This window comes from Actinomadura macrotermitis (assembly GCF_009604375.1).
Classification (GTDB): Bacteria; Actinomycetota; Actinomycetes; order Streptosporangiales; family Streptosporangiaceae; genus Spirillospora; species Spirillospora macrotermitis.
Map to the genome: position 1 here is coordinate 1,493,840 of NZ_WEGH01000003.1, position 17,657 is coordinate 1,511,496.

At 71.8% G+C, this 17,657-nt stretch carries 22 protein-coding genes; 4 read left to right on the forward strand and 18 right to left on the reverse strand.

From position 1 onward, the window contains the following. Position 1: 1 nt before the first annotated feature. The 3 genes from glmM to rplM form a co-directional block, all read right to left on the reverse strand. Positions 2-1,345, reverse strand: a complete 1,344-nt coding sequence (glmM, locus tag ACRB68_RS28330; RefSeq protein ID WP_328594889.1) for a phosphoglucosamine mutase — start codon at positions 1,343-1,345, stop codon at positions 2-4. A 221-nt stretch (positions 1,346-1,566) separates the two neighbouring features. Then, a complete protein-coding gene (gene rpsI, locus ACRB68_RS28335) occupies positions 1,567-2,085 on the reverse strand; it encodes a 30S ribosomal protein S9 (RefSeq protein WP_328594890.1) in 519 nt (172 codons plus the stop codon). A 129-nt stretch (positions 2,086-2,214) separates the two neighbouring features. Beyond that, positions 2,215-2,658 carry a 50S ribosomal protein L13 gene (gene rplM / locus ACRB68_RS28340; protein ID WP_328594891.1) on the reverse strand — a complete coding sequence of 148 codons (444 nt, stop codon included), beginning with the start codon at positions 2,656-2,658 and terminating at the stop codon, positions 2,215-2,217. Between the two features lie 499 nt (positions 2,659-3,157). Between rplM and ACRB68_RS28345 the strand changes: the two genes are divergently transcribed. Both ACRB68_RS28345 and ACRB68_RS28350 read left to right on the forward strand, forming a co-directional pair. Continuing rightward, on the forward strand, positions 3,158-4,312 hold the full coding sequence (locus tag ACRB68_RS28345) for a hypothetical protein (protein ID WP_153537437.1): 1,155 nt from the start codon (positions 3,158-3,160) through the stop codon (positions 4,310-4,312). A gap of 24 nt (positions 4,313-4,336) precedes the next feature. After that, positions 4,337-5,899, forward strand: a complete 1,563-nt coding sequence (locus ACRB68_RS28350; protein WP_153537439.1) for a hypothetical protein — start codon at positions 4,337-4,339, stop codon at positions 5,897-5,899. Positions 5,900-5,912: 13 nt separating this feature from the next. Here ACRB68_RS28350 and truA read toward each other — a convergent pair whose 3' ends face one another. The 8 genes from truA to infA all read right to left on the reverse strand — a co-directional run bounded on the left by truA (position 5,913) and on the right by infA (position 10,771). After that, on the reverse strand, positions 5,913-6,785 hold the full coding sequence (truA, locus tag ACRB68_RS28355; protein WP_194293472.1) for a tRNA pseudouridine(38-40) synthase TruA: 873 nt from the start codon (positions 6,783-6,785) through the stop codon (positions 5,913-5,915). A 203-nt stretch (positions 6,786-6,988) separates the two neighbouring features. Continuing rightward, complete coding sequence (rplQ, locus tag ACRB68_RS28360; RefSeq protein ID WP_153537441.1) at positions 6,989-7,477, reverse strand: 50S ribosomal protein L17; 489 nt, start codon at positions 7,475-7,477, stop codon at positions 6,989-6,991. Positions 7,478-7,565: 88 nt separating this feature from the next. Beyond that, the gene (locus ACRB68_RS28365; RefSeq protein ID WP_153537443.1) at positions 7,566-8,579 is read right to left on the reverse strand and encodes a DNA-directed RNA polymerase subunit alpha; all 1,014 of its coding nucleotides are present in this window, start codon (positions 8,577-8,579) and stop codon (positions 7,566-7,568) included. A gap of 109 nt (positions 8,580-8,688) precedes the next feature. Continuing rightward, positions 8,689-9,315, reverse strand: coding sequence for a 30S ribosomal protein S4 (gene rpsD, locus ACRB68_RS28370; RefSeq protein WP_153537445.1), 627 nt, complete (start codon positions 9,313-9,315; stop codon positions 8,689-8,691). A 19-nt stretch (positions 9,316-9,334) separates the two neighbouring features. Further along, complete coding sequence (gene rpsK, locus ACRB68_RS28375; RefSeq protein WP_021596710.1) at positions 9,335-9,736, reverse strand: 30S ribosomal protein S11; 402 nt, start codon at positions 9,734-9,736, stop codon at positions 9,335-9,337. A 57-nt stretch (positions 9,737-9,793) separates the two neighbouring features. Then, positions 9,794-10,174: a 30S ribosomal protein S13 gene (gene rpsM / locus ACRB68_RS28380; RefSeq protein WP_153537447.1), complete on the reverse strand. Its 381-nt coding sequence runs from the start codon at positions 10,172-10,174 to the stop codon at positions 9,794-9,796. 194 nt (positions 10,175-10,368) lie between these two features. Then, positions 10,369-10,482, reverse strand: a complete 114-nt coding sequence (gene rpmJ, locus ACRB68_RS28385) for a 50S ribosomal protein L36 (RefSeq protein WP_018657566.1) — start codon at positions 10,480-10,482, stop codon at positions 10,369-10,371. A gap of 67 nt (positions 10,483-10,549) precedes the next feature. Then, positions 10,550-10,771, reverse strand: coding sequence for a translation initiation factor IF-1 (gene infA, locus ACRB68_RS28390; RefSeq protein ID WP_018657567.1), 222 nt, complete (start codon positions 10,769-10,771; stop codon positions 10,550-10,552). A gap of 280 nt (positions 10,772-11,051) precedes the next feature. Here infA and ACRB68_RS28395 point away from each other — a divergent pair, with 280 nt between their 5' ends. Next, positions 11,052-11,606 carry an RNA-binding protein gene (locus ACRB68_RS28395; protein ID WP_153537449.1) on the forward strand — a complete coding sequence of 185 codons (555 nt, stop codon included), beginning with the start codon at positions 11,052-11,054 and terminating at the stop codon, positions 11,604-11,606. Here ACRB68_RS28395 and ACRB68_RS28400 read toward each other — a convergent pair. Together ACRB68_RS28400 and ACRB68_RS28405 are read right to left on the reverse strand one after the other, a co-directional pair. Then, on the reverse strand, positions 11,603-12,304 hold the full coding sequence (locus ACRB68_RS28400) for a class F sortase (RefSeq protein ID WP_153537451.1): 702 nt from the start codon (positions 12,302-12,304) through the stop codon (positions 11,603-11,605). The genes ACRB68_RS28395 and ACRB68_RS28400 overlap by 4 nt on opposite strands. Then, positions 12,297-12,749: a hypothetical protein gene (locus ACRB68_RS28405; RefSeq protein ID WP_153537453.1), complete on the reverse strand. Its 453-nt coding sequence runs from the start codon at positions 12,747-12,749 to the stop codon at positions 12,297-12,299. The genes ACRB68_RS28400 and ACRB68_RS28405 overlap by 8 nt, the downstream gene beginning before the upstream one ends. Before the next feature lie 174 nt (positions 12,750-12,923). Between ACRB68_RS28405 and ACRB68_RS28410 the strand changes: the two genes are divergently transcribed. Beyond that, entirely contained in the window at positions 12,924-13,730 is an 807-nt protein-coding gene (locus ACRB68_RS28410) for a phosphodiesterase (RefSeq protein WP_153537455.1), read from the forward strand. On the opposite strand, the gene ACRB68_RS28415 is transcribed toward ACRB68_RS28410, so the two are convergent. From ACRB68_RS28415 to rplO, 5 genes are all read right to left on the reverse strand, one after another. After that, complete coding sequence (locus tag ACRB68_RS28415; RefSeq protein ID WP_153537457.1) at positions 13,731-14,180, reverse strand: DUF1707 SHOCT-like domain-containing protein; 450 nt, start codon at positions 14,178-14,180, stop codon at positions 13,731-13,733. Positions 14,181-14,195: 15 nt separating this feature from the next. Further along, on the reverse strand, positions 14,196-15,017 hold the full coding sequence (gene map / locus ACRB68_RS28420; protein ID WP_153537459.1) for a type I methionyl aminopeptidase: 822 nt from the start codon (positions 15,015-15,017) through the stop codon (positions 14,196-14,198). Between the two features lie 34 nt (positions 15,018-15,051). Then, on the reverse strand, positions 15,052-15,702 hold the full coding sequence (locus ACRB68_RS28425; protein WP_153537461.1) for an adenylate kinase: 651 nt from the start codon (positions 15,700-15,702) through the stop codon (positions 15,052-15,054). Next, the gene (gene secY / locus ACRB68_RS28430; protein WP_328594912.1) at positions 15,703-16,998 is read right to left on the reverse strand and encodes a preprotein translocase subunit SecY; all 1,296 of its coding nucleotides are present in this window, start codon (positions 16,996-16,998) and stop codon (positions 15,703-15,705) included. Positions 16,999-17,195: 197 nt separating this feature from the next. Next, positions 17,196-17,657, reverse strand: a complete 462-nt coding sequence (gene rplO, locus ACRB68_RS28435) for a 50S ribosomal protein L15 (protein WP_153537465.1) — start codon at positions 17,655-17,657, stop codon at positions 17,196-17,198.

The following is a 17,657-nucleotide window of genomic DNA, read 5'->3' on the forward strand; positions in this document are numbered from 1 at the left end:
CTCAGCCCAGGTGGGTGCGCACGGCCTCGGCGAGGCGCTCGGCGAGCTCGCGCGCCCGCTCCTCGTCGGCGGCCTCCACCATCACCCGCACCATCGGCTCGGTGCCGCTCGGGCGCAGCAGCACCCGGCCGGTCTCGCCGAGCTCGGCCTCGGCCGCGGCGACCGCGGCGGCCAGCTCCGGCGAGGTCTTCGCGCGGGACTTGTCCACGCCCTTGACGTTGATCAGCACCTGCGGCAGCCGGGTCATCGCCTTGGCCAGCTCGTCCAGCGGGCGGCCGCGGCGGGCCATCGCGGCCAGCAGGTGCAGCCCGGTCAGCACGCCGTCGCCGGTGGTGGCGTGGTCCAGCATGATCACGTGGCCGGACTGCTCGCCGCCGAAGTTGTAGCCGTCGCGCTTCATCGCCTCCAGCACGTACCGGTCGCCGACCGCGGTCTCCAGCACGGTCAGCCCCGCCTCGCGCATCGCGATCTTGAAGCCGAGGTTGGACATCACCGTGGCGACCACGGTGTCGCGGGCGAGCCGGCCCGCCTCGCGCAGCTCCAGCGCCAGGATCGCCATGATCTGGTCGCCGTCCACCTCCTCGCCGGTCGCGGTGACCGCCAGGCAGCGGTCGGCGTCGCCGTCGTTGGCGATGCCGGCGTCCGCGCCGTGCTCGCGGACGGCCGCCTTCAGCGCGTCCAGGTGGGTGGAGCCGCAGCCGGCGTTGATGTTCAGCCCGTCCGGCGCCGCGCCGATGGTGATCACCTCGGCGCCGGCCCGGCGCAGCGCCTCGGGCGCCACGTCGGCGGACGCGCCGTTGGCGCAGTCGACCACGACCTTCAACCCGTCCAGCGACACCGGCACCGACGACAGCAGGTGCGCCACGTACTGCTCGACCGCGCCGTGCGCGTCGCGGACCCGGCCGACGCCCGCGCCGGTCGGCGGCTCCCAGTCCTGCCCGAGCGCCGCCTCGATCCGGTCCTCCAGCTCGTCGGGCAGCTTGTGCCCGCTGCGGTCGAAGAACTTGATGCCGTTGTCGGGCGCGGGGTTGTGCGACGCCGACAGCATCACGCCGAGGTCGGCGTCCAGCGCGTGGGTCAGGTAGGCCACCGCCGGGGTCGGCAGCACGCCGAGCCGCAGCACGTCCACGCCGGCGCTGGCCAGGCCCGCGACCACCGCGGCCTCCAGGAACTCGCCCGAGGCCCGCGGGTCGCGGCCGACCACCGCGACGGGGCGGTGCCCGGCGAACGCGCCGGTCGAGGCCAGCACCCGGGCGGCGGCGACCGACAGGTCCATGGCCAGGGGGGCGGTCAGATCGCGGTTGGCCAGCCCGCGTACGCCATCGGTCCCGAACAGACGACCCACAGTTGCTCAACTCCCAGAGACGAAAAAAGGCCGCGCGGACACTTCGAGAGTCCCCTTACCGCTGGGACGGCCCCCGAACGCTCCGCGCAGCCGAAAACCGCTGCACAAAACCACTGACATACCAAAAACGCTGGCAAAAGCGGACGAGCCGCCGCACCCGGGTGCCGCCGACCGGAGGGGTCGGCGGCGCGTGCTTCGGGTGCGGCGGCTCGTGCCGGCGATCAACGCTTGCTGTACTGCGGCGCCTTACGGGCCTTCTTCAGACCGGCCTTCTTGCGCTCGGGCACGCGCGCGTCGCGGGTCAGGAAGCCCGCCTTCTTCAGCGCGGGGCGGTGCTCGATGTTGGCGAACTGCAGCGCCCGGGAGATGCCGAGGCGCAGCGCGCCGGCCTGGCCGGTGACGCCGCCGCCGCCGACGCGGACCAGCACGTCGAACTGGTCCTCCAGGCCGAGGAGGACGAACGGCTCGTTCACGATCTGCTGGTGGACCTTGTTCGGGAAGTACTGGTCCAGGGTGCGGCCGTTGATGGTCCACTTGCCGGTGCCCGGGACGATGCGCACGCGGGCGATGGCCTGCTTGCGGCGGCCGGTGCCGGCGGCGGGGCCGGTCGCGATCGGCTGGCCGAGGGTGGCCTCGCCGGCGATCTCGGGGGTCTCGGTGGTGTACTCCGAGGGGGCGTCCTCGTACGAGTCGAGCTCGGCGCCCTCGGCGGGCGTCTCCGTACCGGTGAACTCGGTCACGGTTCTCCTTGTTTGGGTCTTCTAGCCAGGGCGGCTGGCCCGCTCGCGCGGGTGCCCCGGCGGCCTCTGTACTGCGCTGCGTACGGGGTCGTACGGCTTGGGGTGCTGCTGGGTGCTACTCGCCGCCTGCTACTGCGCGACCTGGGTGATCTCGAACGGCACCGGCTGCTGGGCCTGGTGCGGGTGGTTCGGGCCCCGGTAGACCTTCACCTTGCCGAACATCTGGCGGCCGAGGGTGTTCTTGGGCAGCATGCCCTTGATCGCCTTCTCGACGGCGCGCTCGGGGTTCTTCTCCAGCAGGTCGCCATAGGCGACCGAGCGGAGACCACCCGGGTAGCCCGAGTGCCGGTAGGCGCGCTTCTGCTCGCGCTTGTTACCGGACAGGGCGACCTTGTCGGCGTTGATGATGATCACGAAGTCACCGGTGTCCAGGTGCGGCGCGTAGATCGGCTTGTGCTTCCCCCGCAGCAGCTGCGCGGCCTGGCTGGCGAGCCGGCCCAGCACGACGTCGGTGGCGTCGATGACGTGCCACTGACGCTGGACGTCAGCGGGCTTAGGGGTGTACGTGCGCACGGTGGTGGCCTTCGTTTCTTGTCGACTTCTCAGCGGATATCCTGCTCGCGCCGATCAGATCTCGCTCCGAGATGGCGCTCCGGGAGGCCGGGCCCGGCAGATTGTGCGTCGCGGACGCACGACCGCGCGGGAACCTTGCGTGAGTGCTCACCTGGTTCTCGCGCCGCCCTGGGACCGCTCCGGGCACCGACACTGGTTGCGATCTTCACCGGCCCCGGAGGGCAGGCGTCGACACATACCACGAACTGGCAGGATACCCAGCCGCGCGGGCATGGGTCAAAGCGGCTCGTTGCGGCAGTCTCCCGGCCACCGTCCAGTATGCCGCAGCGACCGGGATGCACGGGCAGAGACCGGCCGCCCGGGCGGGACGGCCCGCCTCGCCCCACGCCCCCTGCCCCCCGCCCGGCGCCGCGGATTTCTGCTGGTCACAGCGGTGCCGTGACCGGTCTCGCTGTCGTTTCCGCCCATGTCACGGCCACCGTTAGGTAAGGTCCAGGTCATGGGTTACCCGGGCGATCAAGGCAAACCTGGCGGCTGGCCATCGGCACAGCAGCCGCCGCAGGAGCCGTACGCACCCGGTGCTGAGTGGCATGACGCCGCCTCGCACGGCACCGACAAGGAAGAGGCCCCGTTCGCCCCCCGCGGGGAGGCGCCCGGCGGCCCCGGCGGCATGCCCCCCGTCTCCTGGGACGAGGAGGCGGCCGGACGGACGGCGCCCGCCCCCGGCGGCGGCTTCGGCCCGCCGTCCTTCGGCGCGGCCCCGGCCGGACCGCAGGACGGCGAGGGCGTCCAGGTCGCGGGCAGCTACGGCCTGCAGAACCAGGACGGCTCCCCCTACAACGCCGGCGGCGGCTTCGGCAACGGCGGATTCGAGGGCGGCGGCTTCGGTGACGGCTCCGGCCCGACGCCGCCGCGCCGCAAGCGCAACCTGCCCCTCATCATCGGCGGCTCGCTGGTCGCCGGGGTCGTCCTCATCGGCGGCGGCTTCGGCGCGGCGGCGATGCTCAAGGACGACCCGAAGCCCAAGGACGGCGCCAAGTCCCCCGTCGCCGCCACCAGCAAGCAGCCGAAGGTCAAGGCGCAGACGTCGGCGCCACCGCTGAAGGCGGATAAACTCGGCAGTCGCGCCACCGACCCGACACCGCTGTCGCTCAAGGAGGCGTTCGGCAAGTCCGCCTTCAGCGCCGAGGGCAAGAAGTACACCCGCACCGGCTGGAAGGCCGACCCCTGCACCGGGGCCGTCTCCGGCGCCAAGCTCGTCGCGACCGTCAAGAAGGCGGGCTGCAGCCAGGCGCTGCGCGCCACCTACGTGCGCAGCGACGGCAAGCTGCTCGGCACCGTCGGGGTGCTGAACCTCAAGACCGAGAAGGCCGCCAAGGCCGCCGAGAAGGTCGCCCTCGCCAAGGACGCCTACCTCAAGCCGCTGCCGGGCACCGGCGCGAGCAAGGGCATCGGCAAGGCCGAGGCGGTCGGCACCGCCCAGGCGCGCGGCCACTACCTGGTGATGACCTGGGTGGAGCGGCCGGGCGGCAAGAAGATCCCCGACTCCGCCCAGAGCGCGGCGCAGGGGTTCGCCCAGCAGATCATCAAGGGCAGCAACCTGACGTTCGCGCTCGCCTACCGGGAAACCGAAGGGAAACCCTTCAAAAACTGAAGGGTATGAATACTCTGACTGCTTATGTCTGGATCTGACGAGGCCCGGGAGCCCGCGGTGGACGACGCCGCCGCCCCCGGGCCCGCGGCGCCGCCCAGCTTCGGCAAGCCGGCCGCACCCAAGGACGAGCCGGCCCTGAAGCTGCCTCCGTTCGGCCTGCAGAAGCCCTGGTGGGCCTCCGCGTCCGAGACCGAGGCGGGCGGCGAACCGGAACCAGCCGCCGCTCCCGCTCCGGCCGAGGCCGAGGCCGAGGCACCCGAACCCGCCGAACCCGCCGCGCCCGCGCCGGCCGCTCAGCGGTCCGCCGGGATCACCGACCGGCTGGTCGCCGGGCCGGGCGTCGGGCACGTCGACGGCCGCCGCGCCGTGCCTCCCACCGCCGTGCCTCCCACCGGCGAGCCGCCCGCCGCCGCTCCCGGCACGCCGGCCGGGCCCGCCGCCGCGCCGCGCTCCCCCGCCGACACCGACCCGGACGGCATCCCGGTCGTCACCGCCGCGTCCACCCCCGGGCCGGACGCCACCGCTGCGTCCGCCCCCACCGGGCCGGACGCCACCCGGCCCCAGCCCGTCCTCCTGCCGGACGCGATCCTGCCCGCGGGCACCACCCCGCCGCCGGCGGGCGCCGTGCCGGCCCCGGCTCCCGAGGAGGACCCGGCCGCGCCGGAGCCCGCGTCCACCAAGGACACCGCCCCGATCGTGATCACTCCGCTGTACCACGCGGAGGGCGGCCTGCCGATCGACGCCGAACCGGCCGCGGCTCCCCCGCCGCAGAGCGGCACGCCGCCCAAGGGCGGCACCCCGCCGCAGGGCACCGGCATCCCCGCGCCATCCTACCGGCCGGCCCAGCCGCCGCCCTTCGACGACGCCCCCGCCGCGCCCCGGCCGAACGGCGAGCACCGCGGCAACCGCGTCCCGCTGCTCGTCGGCGGCGGCCTGCTGGCCGTCCTGATCCTGGCCACCGCCGGGTTCTTCCTGGTCGGCGGCTCCAGCGACAAGCCGGCCGCGGCCAGGCCCGACCCGTCCCCGGCGGCGTCCCAGACCCCGGCCGGGCCCGCGACCAAGGCGCCCGGGCCCGTCGACATCACCGACGAGAAGTCCGACACCCGCCCGCTCGCCCTCACCGAGGCGTTCCCGTCCTCGACCCTCCAGCTCGGCGGCCGCACCTACCTGCGCGACCGCTCCTCGGTCAACCACAAGTGCGCGCTCGCCGCGCGCGGCGCGATGGCCAAGGCGCTCACCGAGCAGGGCTGCCGCAGCATCGTCCGGGTCACCTACATCGACCAGGGCAAGTCGCTGGCCGTCACCACCGGCATCGCGGTGCTGCCGCGCCAGGACGCCGCGCTGAAGGTCAGCCGCGCCGGCGACCCCAAGCGCTACGAGTGGTTCCGCGGCATGGAGGGCAAGCGTTCCCAGCAGATCGACCAGGCGGGCGGGTACGCCGCCGGGACGGTCCGCGGCCGCTACGTCATCTACGCCTACGCGCAGTTCGCCGACGGCAAGCCCGGCGGCGAGGCGGCGCTGAAGAACGTCACCCAGCAGTTCCTGGACTACGGCATCCGCCCGATCGACGCCCGCGCCCGCGGCTGACGCCGCGCCGCGCTCAGCGCTCCCCGGCCGCCGCGCCCGCGGCGTCCGGGGCGGCGTCGGCGGCCGCGCCCAGCGTCCGCACCCGCCGGGTCTGCTGCGCGCGCAGCGCGAGCCCGCCCGCGTCGGGGTAGTAGATCTCCTCCAGCGTCAGGCCGTGCGCCGGGGCCACGTTCACCGCCGAGTCCCGGGTGCGCGCGGCCAGCACCTGCGCGGGCCAGTCCACGTCGCGCCGCCCGTCGCCGACGACCAGCATCGCGCCGACCAGCGCCCGCACCATCGAGTGGCAGAACGCGTCGGCCTTGACGGTCGCGATCGCCAGCCGCGGCGACTCGCGCTCCCACCCGAAGCGCTGCAGCTCGCGGATCGTGGTGGCGCCCTCGCGCTTGCGGCAGTAGGCGGCGAAGTCGTGCTCGCCGACCAGCAGCGCGGCGGCCTCGTTCATCCGGCCGATGTCCAGCGGCCGCGGGTGCCACAGCACGTCGTGGCGGCGCAGCGGGTCCACCCCGACCGGGTCGTCGCACACCCGGTAGGCGTAGCGGCGCGCCAGCGCCGAGAAGCGGGCGTCGAAGCCCTCGGGCGCCACCGACACCCGCCACACCCGCACGTCCGGCGGCAGCAGGCCCGCCAGGCGCCGCGGCATGGTGCCGTTCAGCGCCGAGTAGGCCGCGACGGGCAGCACCACGTGCGCGACCTGGCCGCGCGCGTGCACACCGGCGTCGGTGCGCCCGGCGACGGTGAGCATCGGGGCCGGGTCCAGCCGCAGCAGCCGGCCGAGGGCGTCCTCGATGACGCCCTGCACCGTGCGCTGCTTCGGCTGGCGCGCCCAGCCTGCGAAATCCGACCCGTCGTAGCCGATGTCGAGCCGGAGCCTTACCAAAGCCGTCATGTCAGCGGGGTCGTCCTTGTCCGTTCGCGGTCGGTTCGGTGCTTCCTGTGGTGCCGCCTTGCCCATCCGGACACCACCTTGACGCGCTCCCCGGCGGACCGCCGCCCCCCTGACCCGACCATGCCCTAAGTCTGGCAAAGATGAGGCCCGCCGTCCCCTGCGGAACGGCGGGCCTGCACGCGTGACGCGGCGGAGCGGCCGGATTACTCGGCCTTGGCCTCCGCGGCCTCGCCGGTCTCGGTCTCGGCCGCGGTGTCGTCCGCGGCCTTGTCCTCCGCCGGGGCCGGCTTCTCGGCCGGCTGCTCGGCCTTGGCCGGGGCGGTGGCCGCGGCCAGCTGCTCCTGCACCAGCTCGATCACGGCCATCGGGGCGTTGTCGCCCTTGCGCGGCCCGATCTTGGTGATGCGGGTGTAGCCGCCGGGACGGTTCTCAAAGCGCGGCGCGATCTCGGTGAAGAGCTCGTGGATGACGCTCTTGTCCCGGATCACCTGGGCCACCTGGCGACGGTTGTGCAGGTCGCCCTTCTTGGCCTTGGTGATCAGCTTCTCCGCCAGCGGGCGGACCCGCCGGGCCTTGGCCTCGGTGGTGGTGATGCGGCCGTGCTCGAACAGCGCCGTGGCCAGGTTGGCCAGGATCAGGCGCTGGTGCGCGGCGCTGCCGCCGAGGCGGGCGCCCTTGGTGGGCTGAGGCATGGTGCTTCCTTCCTGCGCCGGCCGTGTCAGGTACCGGCGTCAGCCGAAACCCTGGACCGGAAGGCCCGGTCCAGGGCGGGTACGCGGATCAGTACTGCTCGGTCTCCGCGTAGGACTGGTCGTCGTCGCCGTAGTTGTCGGCCGCCGCGCTCGGGTCGAACCCGGGCGGGGAGTCCTTCAGCGAGAGGCCCATGTCGTTGAGCTTCTGCTTGACCTCTTCGATCGACTTGGCGCCGAAATTCCTTATATCCAGAAGGTCCTGCTCGCTGCGGGCCACGAGCTCGCCCACCGAGTGGATGCCCTCGCGCTTCAGGCAGTTGTAGGAGCGGACCGTGAGGTTCAGCTCCTCGATCGGCAGGGCCAGGTCCGCGGCGAGCGCGGCGTCGGTCGGCGACGGGCCCATGTCGATGCCCTCGGCCTCGACGTTGAGCTCCCGGGCCAGGCCGAACAGCTCGACCAGGGTCTTGCCGGCGGAGGCCACCGCGTCGCGCGGCAGCATCGCGTGCTTGGTCTCCACGTCCAGGATGAGGCGGTCGAAGTCGGTGCGCTGCTCGACTCGGGTGGCCTCGACCTTGTAGGTGACCTTCAGCACGGGCGAGTAGATGGAGTCGATCGGGATGCGACCGATCTCCTGGCCCGGCTGCTTGTTCTGGGCGGCCGAGACGTAGCCGCGGCCGCGCTCGACCGTCAGCTCCATCTCCAGCTTGGCCTTGTTGTTCAGCGTGGCGATGTGCAGGTCGGGGTTGTGCACCTCGACGCCCGCCGGCGGCGCGATGTCGGCGGCGGTCACCTCGCCCGGGCCCTGCTTGCGCAGGTACATCACGACCGGCTCGTCGTGCTCGGAGGAGACGACCAGCTCCTTGAGGTTCAAGATGATGTCGGTGACATCCTCCTTGACCCCGGGAACGGTCGAGAACTCGTGCAGCACGCCCTCGATGCGGATGCTGGTGACAGCCGCGCCGGGGATGGACGAGAGCAGGGTACGACGCAGCGAGTTGCCGATCGTGTAGCCGAAGCCCGGCTCCAGCGGCTCGATGGTGAACCGCGAGCGGAACTCGTCGACCTGCTCTTCGGTGAGAGTGGGACGCTGAGCGATGAGCATGGGTGTTCCTTCTTCCAGCGGCGACCGCTATTTGACGCCGCGTGTCATCCCAGTATCGCCGAAGACCCGCGGAAAGATTCCGCGGATCTCCGGCGACGTTGGTGAGCCCTTACTTGGAGTAGAGCTCGACGATCAGCTGCTCCTGGACGGGAGCGTCGATCTGCTGGCGGACCGGCATGGAGTGCACGAAGATCCGCATCTTCTCGGAGTCGACGCCGAGCCAGGCCGGAACCTGGCGCTCGCCGGACTCGGCCTTGGCGACCTGGAAGGGCGTCATCTCCAGCGACTTGGCCTTGACGTCGACGATGTCGTCCACGCGGACCAGGTACGAGGGGATGTCGACCTTCTTGCCGTTGACCCGGATGTGGCCGTGGCGGATCAGCTGGCGGGCCATGTCGCGGGACTTGGCGAAGCCCGCGCGGTAGACCGCGTTGTCCAGGCGGCGCTCCAGCAGCGTGAGCAGGTTCTCACCCGTCTTGCCGCCCTGGCGGTTCGCCTCGACGTAGTAGTTGCTGAACTGCTTCTCAAGGACGCCGTAGATGCGCTTGGCCTTCTGCTTCTCGCGCAGCTGCAGCAGGTACTCGGTCTCCTTGGGACGACCGCGACCGTGCTCACCCGGGGGGTAGGGACGGATCTCGATCGGGCACTTGGGGCCCTCGCACTTGCTGCCCTTGAGGAACAGCTTCATCTTCTCGCGACGGCAGAGCTTGCAGTCGGCACCGGTGTAACGAGCCATGATTCCTTTTCCTCCGGCCTCAGACGCGGCGGCGCTTGGGCGGCCGGCAGCCGTTGTGCGGGACGGGGGTGACGTCCTGGATCGAGCCCACTTCCAGGCCGGTCGCCTGCAGCGACCGGATGGCGGTCTCGCGGCCCGAGCCCGGGCCCTTCACGAAGACGTCGACCTTGCGCATGCCGTGCTCCATCGCACGCCGGGCGGCGGCCTCGGCGGCCTGCTGCGCGGCGAACGGGGTGGACTTGCGCGAGCCCTTGAACCCCACGTGGCCCGACGAGGCCCAGGAGATCACGTTGCCGTTGGGGTCGGTGATCGAGACGATCGTGTTGTTGAACGTGCTCTTGATGTGGGCGTGCCCGTGAGCGACGTTCTTCTTTTCCTTGCGGCGCACCTTCTTGGCGCCGACGCGGCTCTTAGGAGGCATCTGCTCTCTCTACTCTTGAGGTCATCGATCCGGACGGACCGAAGAGGTCCGGACGGACTACTTCTTGCCGGCCTTCTTCTTGCCGGCCACGGTCTTCTTCTTGCCCTTGCGGGTGCGCGCGTTGGTCTGCGTGCGCTGCCCGTGCACGGGCAGGCCGCGGCGGTGCCGGATGCCCTGGTAGCAACCGATCTCGATCTTGCGGCGAATGTCCGCCTGGATCTCGCGGCGGAGGTCACCCTCGATCTTGTAGTTCGCCTCGATCCAGTCGCGGAGCTTGACCAGTTCGTCGTCGCCGATCTGGTGCACCCGCAGGTTGCCGTCCACACCGGTGCCCGCGAGGGTCTCCAGCGCGCGGGTCCGGCCGATGCCGAAGACGTAGGTGAGAGCGACCTCGAGGCGCTTGTCGCGCGGGAGGTCGACGCCGAGGAGGCGTGCCATCGTGGGCAGTTCCCTTCATATCGCGGAGGTATGAGCACGTCGCGTCCGCACACACCCTGCCCGGGTGGCGGCCTCGGCCTCCGTCTGTCCGAGGGTCCCCTTCACACGACCGTGCCGTACGGGCCCAGCGGGTCCGTACGGCCACCGTGTGAAGGACTTGCGATGCGCGTGTTATGTGGTGCCGGGGCCTGCGATCAGCCCTGGCGCTGCTTGTGGCGCGGGTCGGAGCAGATGACCATGACCCGGCCGTGCCGGCGGATGACGCGGCACTTCTGGCAGATCTTCTTGACGCTCGGCTTGACCTTCACTGGGTCTCCTAGATGTACAGGGTCACCCCCGCGCCGCCACGCGCAGGAGAGGCAACCCCAGTGGGTGTTACTTGTAGCGGTAGACGATCCGACCGCGCGTGAGGTCGTAGGGGCTCAACTCCACGACGACGCGGTCGTCCGGCAGGATCCGGATGTAGTGCATCCGCATCTTGCCGCTGATGTGGGCGAGCACCTTGTGCCCGTTGTCGAGTTCCACCCGGAACATGGCGTTCGGCAGGGACTCGATGACGGTGCCCTCGATCTCGATGGCGCCTTCCTTTTTGGGCATGTCCTCCGCGCTTCGCTGATCGGCTCATTGGACTCGGCCCGAAACGCCCGAGGGACCCGGAGGGGCCACCGAGGGAACCCGGCCGCACCCACGCCACGACGCCGACGGCGATCGGGCGGGATGAAGGCGGCCGAAAACGGACCGACAAAGGAGTCTACGCCACCGCAAGGCCGAACGTGAAATCGGCACACGGTACGGCTGCGGAGACGTCTCCCGATAACAGCATACCTCGCCCGCGCGTTGTACCTTTCCAAGAGAGAAACGTCAGAGGAGGACCGGCATGCCGAGCTATGACTTCGCGCTGCTGCTCAGCCGTCCCCTCTACGAGGAGGAGCTCGACCCGCTGTTCGACCGCACCGGCGGCATGGTGACGGTCTCGATCATCAGCGAGCCGCAGCACGCCGAGCGCACCGGCAACGCCTCCTGCACCTGGCAGGGCGGCACCCTCGCCGCGGCCATCATGGAGGTGGTGGCGCACCTGGAGACCAGCGCGCCCGGCCTGCACGTGCAGCGGGTGGAGGTCGACCCGCTGCTGACCATCCGCGACATCGCCGAGCGGGTGGGCCGCTCGGTCGACTCGGTGCGCATGTCGATCACCGGCGCCCGCGGCCCGGGCGGCTTCCCGGCCTCGGAGCTGTCCACCGGCGGCCACCGCCTGTGGCGCTGGTCGAAGGTGGCCGCCTGGTACGGCGTGGAGGACCCGCAGCTGCGCGAGGCCCGGCCGACCGCCCAGGCGATCAACGGGTGGCTGGCGCTGCGCGACGTCGTCCCCGACATCGCCCCCACCCCCGAGGACGTCACCTCGGCCCTGTCGGCCGTCCTGCACGTCGCCTAGCGCGTGGGCGCGGGGTCGGTGAGGCGGTAGGCGGCCGCGAGGCCCGCGTAGACGATGAGGTCGTCGGCGTAGGCGCCGCTGGCGGCGTCGTAGCGGCCGGCGCAGGTGATCAGGCGCAGCTCGGGGCGCTCCCCCGCCGCGTGCACCCGGGCCGCCGGGAAGGCGTGCTTGGGCGCCTGCTCGGAGCCCGACACGCGGAACACCGCGACGGTGTCGTCGGCGCGCACGATCCCGACCAGGTCGCCGGCCCGCAGCTCGCGCAGCCGGGCGAACACCGCCGGGCCCGCGCCGGTGTCGCGGCGCCCGACGATCACCGCGGCGCCGGGCCGGCCGGGCGTCGGGCCCCCGGCGAACCAGCCGGCCAGGCCCGGCTCGTCCGGCGGCGGCGCGGCGATGGCGCCGCCGGCCTCCCGGCCGAGCGGGGCGAGCGGCGCGCTCACCCCGATCCGCGGGATGCTGACCGAGGCCGGCAGCGCCCGGCCGAGCCCGCCGCCGAGCGGCACCGGCCCGCGTCCGGCCGGCGGCGGCGCGGGCCACGGTGGCGCGGGCAGTGGCGCGGGCAGTGGCGCGGGCGGCGGCCCGGCGACGGGGCGCGGCACCGACGCCGGGACGGCGAACCCGCAGCCGGGCACGATCTGGCCGGCGGCCGGTGTGCAGCGGCCGCGGCGGTGGCGCCGCTGCGGGCACGGGTCACTCATCGGCCTTCCCCCCGCGCCGGCGGCGCTCGGCCAGCAGCACCGCGCCCGCGCCGGCGGCCAGCAGCAGGCCCGCGGCCGCCAGCAGCCGGGCGGCGGCGCCCGGGCGGCCGTCCTTCGCCGGGCCGGTGACCACCACCGACGTCGGCACGGTGGCCACCGGTGACGCGCCGGCCGAGACGGTGATCTCGGGCACTACCAGGCGCGGCGCGGGCGTTCCCGGCACCGGCCGACGTACGCTGATGTCGCCGCCGGGCCCCCGGCCGTTCGCGCAGTGCACCGCCGCGCGCAGGCCGGGCCAGGCCCGGTTCCGCCACGGTACGGACGGGGCGCCGCAGGCCGCGGCGCCGGTCCGCGCGCCGTCGCCGTGCGCCGCGCCGGCGGGCGGCGCGGCGACCGCCACCGCCAGGACGGCGGGCACCGCCACGGCGGCCAGCCTGTAGACCATCGATCCCTCCCGGGCCGGCCCCGGGACCGACCGGGACCACCACCAGGTTGTCCCCGGGCGGGTCGACAGTGCGGTCAACCGGGCGCAAAGATCGTTCCTGCGCTTCACGGCACCGGGGACCGGCGTGCCCCGCCGGGCGGTCCATGATGTGCTCGACCAAGGGGGTAGGGATCAATGGCGATCATCGCGCAGCTCAGTGACATCCATCTCGCCGCGGGCCGCGACGGCCGGGTGGACGACGCCTCCGGCCCGGTGCGCGCGCTGCGCACGGCGGTGTCGAGCCTGCTGTCGCTGCCCGAGCGCCCGGACGCGGTGGTGCTCACCGGCGACCTCGCCGACGGCGGCCTGCCCGCCGAGTACGCCCGGCTGCACGCGCTGCTGTCGCCGCTGCCGATGCCCGTCTACCCGATGCCCGGCAACCACGACGACCCGGCCGCGCTGCGCGAGGCGTTCGCCGACCATCCGGCGCTCGCGGGCAGCGGCGACGGCCCGGTCCAGTACGCGGTGGACGTCGCCGGCGTCCGGCTGGTGTGCTGCGACAGCACCGTCCCCGGGCAGCCGCACGGGGCGATGGACGCCGGGCGGCTGGCCTGGCTCGACGAGGCCCTGGCGGCGGCGCCGGACGCCCCCACCGTCGTCGCCACCCACCACCCGCCGTACCCGATCGGCATCCGGTTCATCGACGACATGCGCTTCCTGGACCCCGCCGGGTTCGCCGAGGTGGTCGCCCGGCACCCGCAGGTCGTCCGCATCATCAGCGGGCACGTGCACCGCGGCTCGGCCGGGTCGCTCGCCGGGCGCGTCGCCACCACCTGCCCGAGCACCTACCGGCAGCTGTTCCTGGACCTCAGCAAGCCCGGCCGCGCCGCGGTCACCGGCGAGCCGGCCGGATTCGCGGTGCACCTGGTCACCGGCGACGGCCAGGCCACCACGCACTTCGTCCCGACCGGCAACTACCGCCCGCTGATGGACGTGGAGTAGTCAGTCGCGGCGCCGGCCGAACAGGAAGCCGACCAGGATGAGGACGCCCCAGGGGCCGGCCACCCAGATCGGCCAGAACCCCTGGAGCCCGCCGCCGGTGACGACGGTGATCAGCCAGATCGTCGTGCAGACGGCGCTGACCGACGCCCAGCCCGCCCAGGCCGTCCGCATGTCGTGCCGGGGGGCCACGCCGCCGCCGCGCCGCGCCGCGACGGACGCGCTCCCCGGGGTCCGCTGCGACGCCGGGACCGGCAGCGTGTGCAGGTCCTCCTCGGGCAGGTCGTGGGTGACCGCCTCCAGCTCGCCGAGCGTCTTGGCCGAGTACACGGCCTCGATGCGCTCCTGGAGCTCCTCGGTGGTGATGCGCCCCAGGGCGCAGTGCTCGCGCAGGCTCGTGGCGACGCGATCACGATCGGCGTCGGAGGCCCGGATCTCGGGGTTGGGAGCCATGCCGATGTCCTTCGGTCAGGAGGAAGTGTGCAATCCCAGCTTGGCGAACCACTCCCGGCCCTCGTCAAGGGCGGTGAGGACGCGGGGGCCGTCCTCGGTGACCGCGAAGGTGTGCTCGAAGTGGGCCGAGCGGCGGCCGTCGGTGGTGACGACGGTCCAGCCGTCCTCCAGCTCCAGGGTGTCGGCGGTGCCGAGGTTCACCATCGGCTCGACCGCGAAGCACATCCCCGGCTCCAGGACGGGTCCGTGCCCGGGCTCACCGTGGTTGGGGATCAGCGGGTCCATGTGCATCTCGGTGCCGATGCCGTGCCCGCCGTAGCCCTCGACGATGCCGTAGCGGCCCTGAGAGCGGATGTAGGACTCGATCGCGTGCGACATGTCGGTCAGCCTGGCCCCGGCCACGCCGGCCGCCAGACCGTGCCACAGGGACGTCTCGGTGACCTCCAGGAGCCGGGTCAGCTCCGGGGTGATCTCGCCGACCGGCACGGTGACCGCGGCGTCCCCGTGCCACCCTTCGACGATCGCGCCGCAGTCGATGGAGATGACGTCGCCGTCCCGCAGCACCTTGTCGGCCCGCGGGATGCCGTGCACGATCTCCTCGTTGACCGAGGCGCAGATCGTGCCGGTGAAGCCGTGGTAGCCGAGGAACGACGGGATGCCGCCGTTGTCGCGGATGTGCTGCTCGGCGATCCGGTCCAGGTCCAGGGTGCTGATCCCCGGCTTGACCGACGCGCGCAGCAGCTCCAGCGTGCGGCCCACCAGCAGGCCGGCCGCACGCATCAGCTCGACCTGCTCGGCCGTCTTCACCTGGACGGCAGGCCTGCGGCGCTTGAACATGTGCTCCCCCTCGAAGGAATCAGGACCGAGGGGGTCACTTCTCCAGCGGGCGCAAGGCTGCGAGCGCGCGGTTGGTGACCTCCTCGACGGGCCCCGTCGCGTCGATACCGACGAGAATGCCCTCATCGGCGTAGAACTGAACCAGCGGAGACGTTTGTTCCGCGTACACCTCGAGCCGGTGCCGGACGACCTCTTCCTTGTCGTCGTCGCGCTGGAACAGGTGACCGCCGCAGTCGTCGCAGATGTCGTCCTGCTTGTCGTCGAAGTCGACGTGCCAGATCCGGCCGCACTTGTCACAGGTGCGGCGGCCCGACAGCCGGCGGACGACCTCGTCCTCGTCGACGACGAGCTCCAGCACGATGTCCAGGCGAAGATCCCACTCGGCGAGCATCTTCTTCAGCGTCTCGGCCTGGGGCACGTTGCGCGGGAAGCCGTCGAGCAGGAAGCCGTCCTGCGCGTCGTCCTCGCCGAGCCGGTCGCGCACCATCGCGATGGTGACCTCGTCGGGGACCAGGTCGCCCCGGTCCATGTACGCCTTCGCCTGCCGGCCGAGCTCGGTGCCGCCGCTGACGTTGGCGCGGAAGATGTCGCCTGTCGAGATCTTCGGGATCGACAGATGCGATGCGATGAACTGGGCCTGCGTCCCCTTGCCCGCTCCCGGGGGGCCCACCAGAACGATGCGCATCTACCGGAGGAAACCCTCGTAGTTGCGCTGCTGCAGTTGGGATTCGATCTGCTTCACGGTATCCAGTCCGACGCCGACGATGATGAGGATGCTCGTGCCGCCGAAGGGGAAGTCGTTGGTCGCCTTCAGGAGTGCGAACGCCACCATCGGGATCAGCGCGACGAGCCCCAGGTAGAGCGCACCGGGAGTGGTGATCCGGGTCAGCACGTAGTCGAGGTACTCGGCGGTCGGCCGGCCCGGACGGATGCCTGGGATGAACCCACCATACTTCTTCATGTTGTCGGCCACTTCAGTGGGGTTGAAGGTGATCGCCACATAGAAGTACGTGAAGAAGATGATGAAGACGAAGAACACACCCATGTGCCAGGGGTTGTCCTGCTGCAGGTAGGGCTGCACCTTCTGCAGCCACTTGGTGTTCGGCCACAGCTGCGTCGCCAGCACCGGCAGGTACAGCAGCGACGAGGCGAAGATCACCGGGATGATGCCGGCCTGGTTGACCTTCAGCGGGATGTAGGTCGAGGTCCCGCCGTACATCCGGCGGCCGACCATCCGCTTGGCGTACTGCACCGGGATGCGGCGCTGCGCCTGCTCGACGAAGACCACGCCCGCCATGATGGCCAGGCCCACGATGATCACCAGGGCGAAGACGAACGCGCCCTTGGACTTGTAGATGCTCCAGAACTGCGCCGGGAAGACCGCGACCACCTGGGTGAAGATCAGGATGGACATGCCGTTGCCGACGCCGCGGTCGGTCACCAGCTCGCCCAGCCACATGATCGTCGCGGTGCCCGCCACCATGCAGACCACCATGGTGACGATCGGGAAGATGCCGGTGTCGTACAGGATGTCGTTGCCACCGGACACCCCCTGGAACAGCTGCCCGGTGCTGGCCATCGCCACGATGCCGGTGCCCTGCAGGATCGCCAGGCCCACCGTCAGGTACCGGGTGTACTGCGTGATCTTGGTGGTGCCCGCCTGGCCCTCCTTCTTCAGGGCCTCCAGCCGCGGGATCACCACCGTCAGCAGCTGCAGGATGATGCTCGCCGTGATGTAGGGCATGATGCCGAGCGCGAACACCGAGAGCTTGAGCAGCGCGCCGCCGCTGAACAGGTCGACCAGACCGTACAGCTTGTTGGAGTTCTTGGCGGCCTGCGCGGTGTCCGCGAGCACCTTGACGTTCACGTTCGGCAGCGGCAGCACGCTGCCGATGCGGAACACCACGATCATGAAGAGCGTGAACAGTAGCTTTTTACGCAGGTCAGGCGTACGAAAAGCCCGAGCGAAAGCGGTCAGCACCATTCCTCCTGCGCGACTGACGACAACATGACAGCCGAGGGGCCGGTTTCGGTTCCAGGTACGGCGAAGTGCCCAGGCAGGGCCACTATCGCCGGTGTGACTCTAACAGCAGATGAGACCGGGGCCGCCCCGCCGAGCGCGCGGACCTTTCGGCCCTCAGCGCAAGGCGGACACGGCCCCGGCATCGGTCTTCCCGCTTACAGCTCGTCGGCGGTCCCGCCGGCGGCCGCGATCTTCTCCTTGGCGGCACCGGAGAAGGCGTGCACCTTCACCTGGACCGCGACGGAGATCTCGCCCGTGCCGAGGACCTTCACCGGCTTGCCACGGCGCACCGCGCCCTTGGCCGCCAGGTCCTCGGCCGTGACCTCGCCGCCCTCGGGGTAGAGGGCGCCGAGCTTGTCCAGGTTCACGACCTGGAACTCGACCCGGTTGGGGTTCTTGAAGCCCTTCAGCTTCGGCACCCGGCGGATGAGGGGCATCTGGCCACCCTCGAAACCGACCGGAACCGTGCTGCGGGCCTTGGTGCCCTTGGTACCGCGACCGGCGGTCTTGCCCTTGGACGCCTCGCCGCGGCCCTTACGGGTCTTGGCCTTCTTGGCGCCGGGGGCCGGACGCAGGTCGTGCACCTTGAGGGGAGTGCCCTCGGTAGCGTCCGCCAT

Excerpts from the sequence above, each read along its gene's own strand:
- ACRB68_RS28415 (WP_153537457.1), bottom strand. The coding sequence starts at position 14,180 with ATGGCTCCCAACCCCGAGATCCGGGCCTCCGACGCCGATCGTGATCGC.
- rplQ (WP_153537441.1), bottom strand. The coding sequence starts at position 7,477 with ATGCCTCAGCCCACCAAGGGCGCCCGCCTCGGCGGCAGCGCCGCGCAC.
- ACRB68_RS28345 (WP_153537437.1), top strand. The coding sequence starts at position 3,158 with ATGGGTTACCCGGGCGATCAAGGCAAACCTGGCGGCTGGCCATCGGCA.
- rpsD (WP_153537445.1), bottom strand. The coding sequence starts at position 9,315 with ATGGCTCGTTACACCGGTGCCGACTGCAAGCTCTGCCGTCGCGAGAAG.
- map (WP_153537459.1), bottom strand. The coding sequence starts at position 15,017 with ATGTTCAAGCGCCGCAGGCCTGCCGTCCAGGTGAAGACGGCCGAGCAG.
- ACRB68_RS28405 (WP_153537453.1), bottom strand. The coding sequence starts at position 12,749 with ATGGTCTACAGGCTGGCCGCCGTGGCGGTGCCCGCCGTCCTGGCGGTG.
- rplO (WP_153537465.1), bottom strand. The coding sequence starts at position 17,657 with ATGGCGGACGCTACCGAGGGCACTCCCCTCAAGGTGCACGACCTGCGT.
- ACRB68_RS28395 (WP_153537449.1), top strand. The coding sequence starts at position 11,052 with ATGCCGAGCTATGACTTCGCGCTGCTGCTCAGCCGTCCCCTCTACGAG.
- ACRB68_RS28365 (WP_153537443.1), bottom strand. The coding sequence starts at position 8,579 with ATGCTCATCGCTCAGCGTCCCACTCTCACCGAAGAGCAGGTCGACGAG.
- ACRB68_RS28350 (WP_153537439.1), top strand. The coding sequence starts at position 4,337 with ATGTCTGGATCTGACGAGGCCCGGGAGCCCGCGGTGGACGACGCCGCC.
- truA (WP_194293472.1), bottom strand. The coding sequence starts at position 6,785 with ATGACGGCTTTGGTAAGGCTCCGGCTCGACATCGGCTACGACGGGTCG.
- ACRB68_RS28400 (WP_153537451.1), bottom strand. The coding sequence starts at position 12,304 with ATGAGTGACCCGTGCCCGCAGCGGCGCCACCGCCGCGGCCGCTGCACA.
- rpsM (WP_153537447.1), bottom strand. The coding sequence starts at position 10,174 with ATGGCACGCCTCCTCGGCGTCGACCTCCCGCGCGACAAGCGCCTCGAG.
- infA (WP_018657567.1), bottom strand. The coding sequence starts at position 10,771 with ATGCCCAAAAAGGAAGGCGCCATCGAGATCGAGGGCACCGTCATCGAG.
- rpsK (WP_021596710.1), bottom strand. The coding sequence starts at position 9,736 with ATGCCTCCTAAGAGCCGCGTCGGCGCCAAGAAGGTGCGCCGCAAGGAA.
- ACRB68_RS28425 (WP_153537461.1), bottom strand. The coding sequence starts at position 15,702 with ATGCGCATCGTTCTGGTGGGCCCCCCGGGAGCGGGCAAGGGGACGCAG.
- ACRB68_RS28410 (WP_153537455.1), top strand. The coding sequence starts at position 12,924 with ATGGCGATCATCGCGCAGCTCAGTGACATCCATCTCGCCGCGGGCCGC.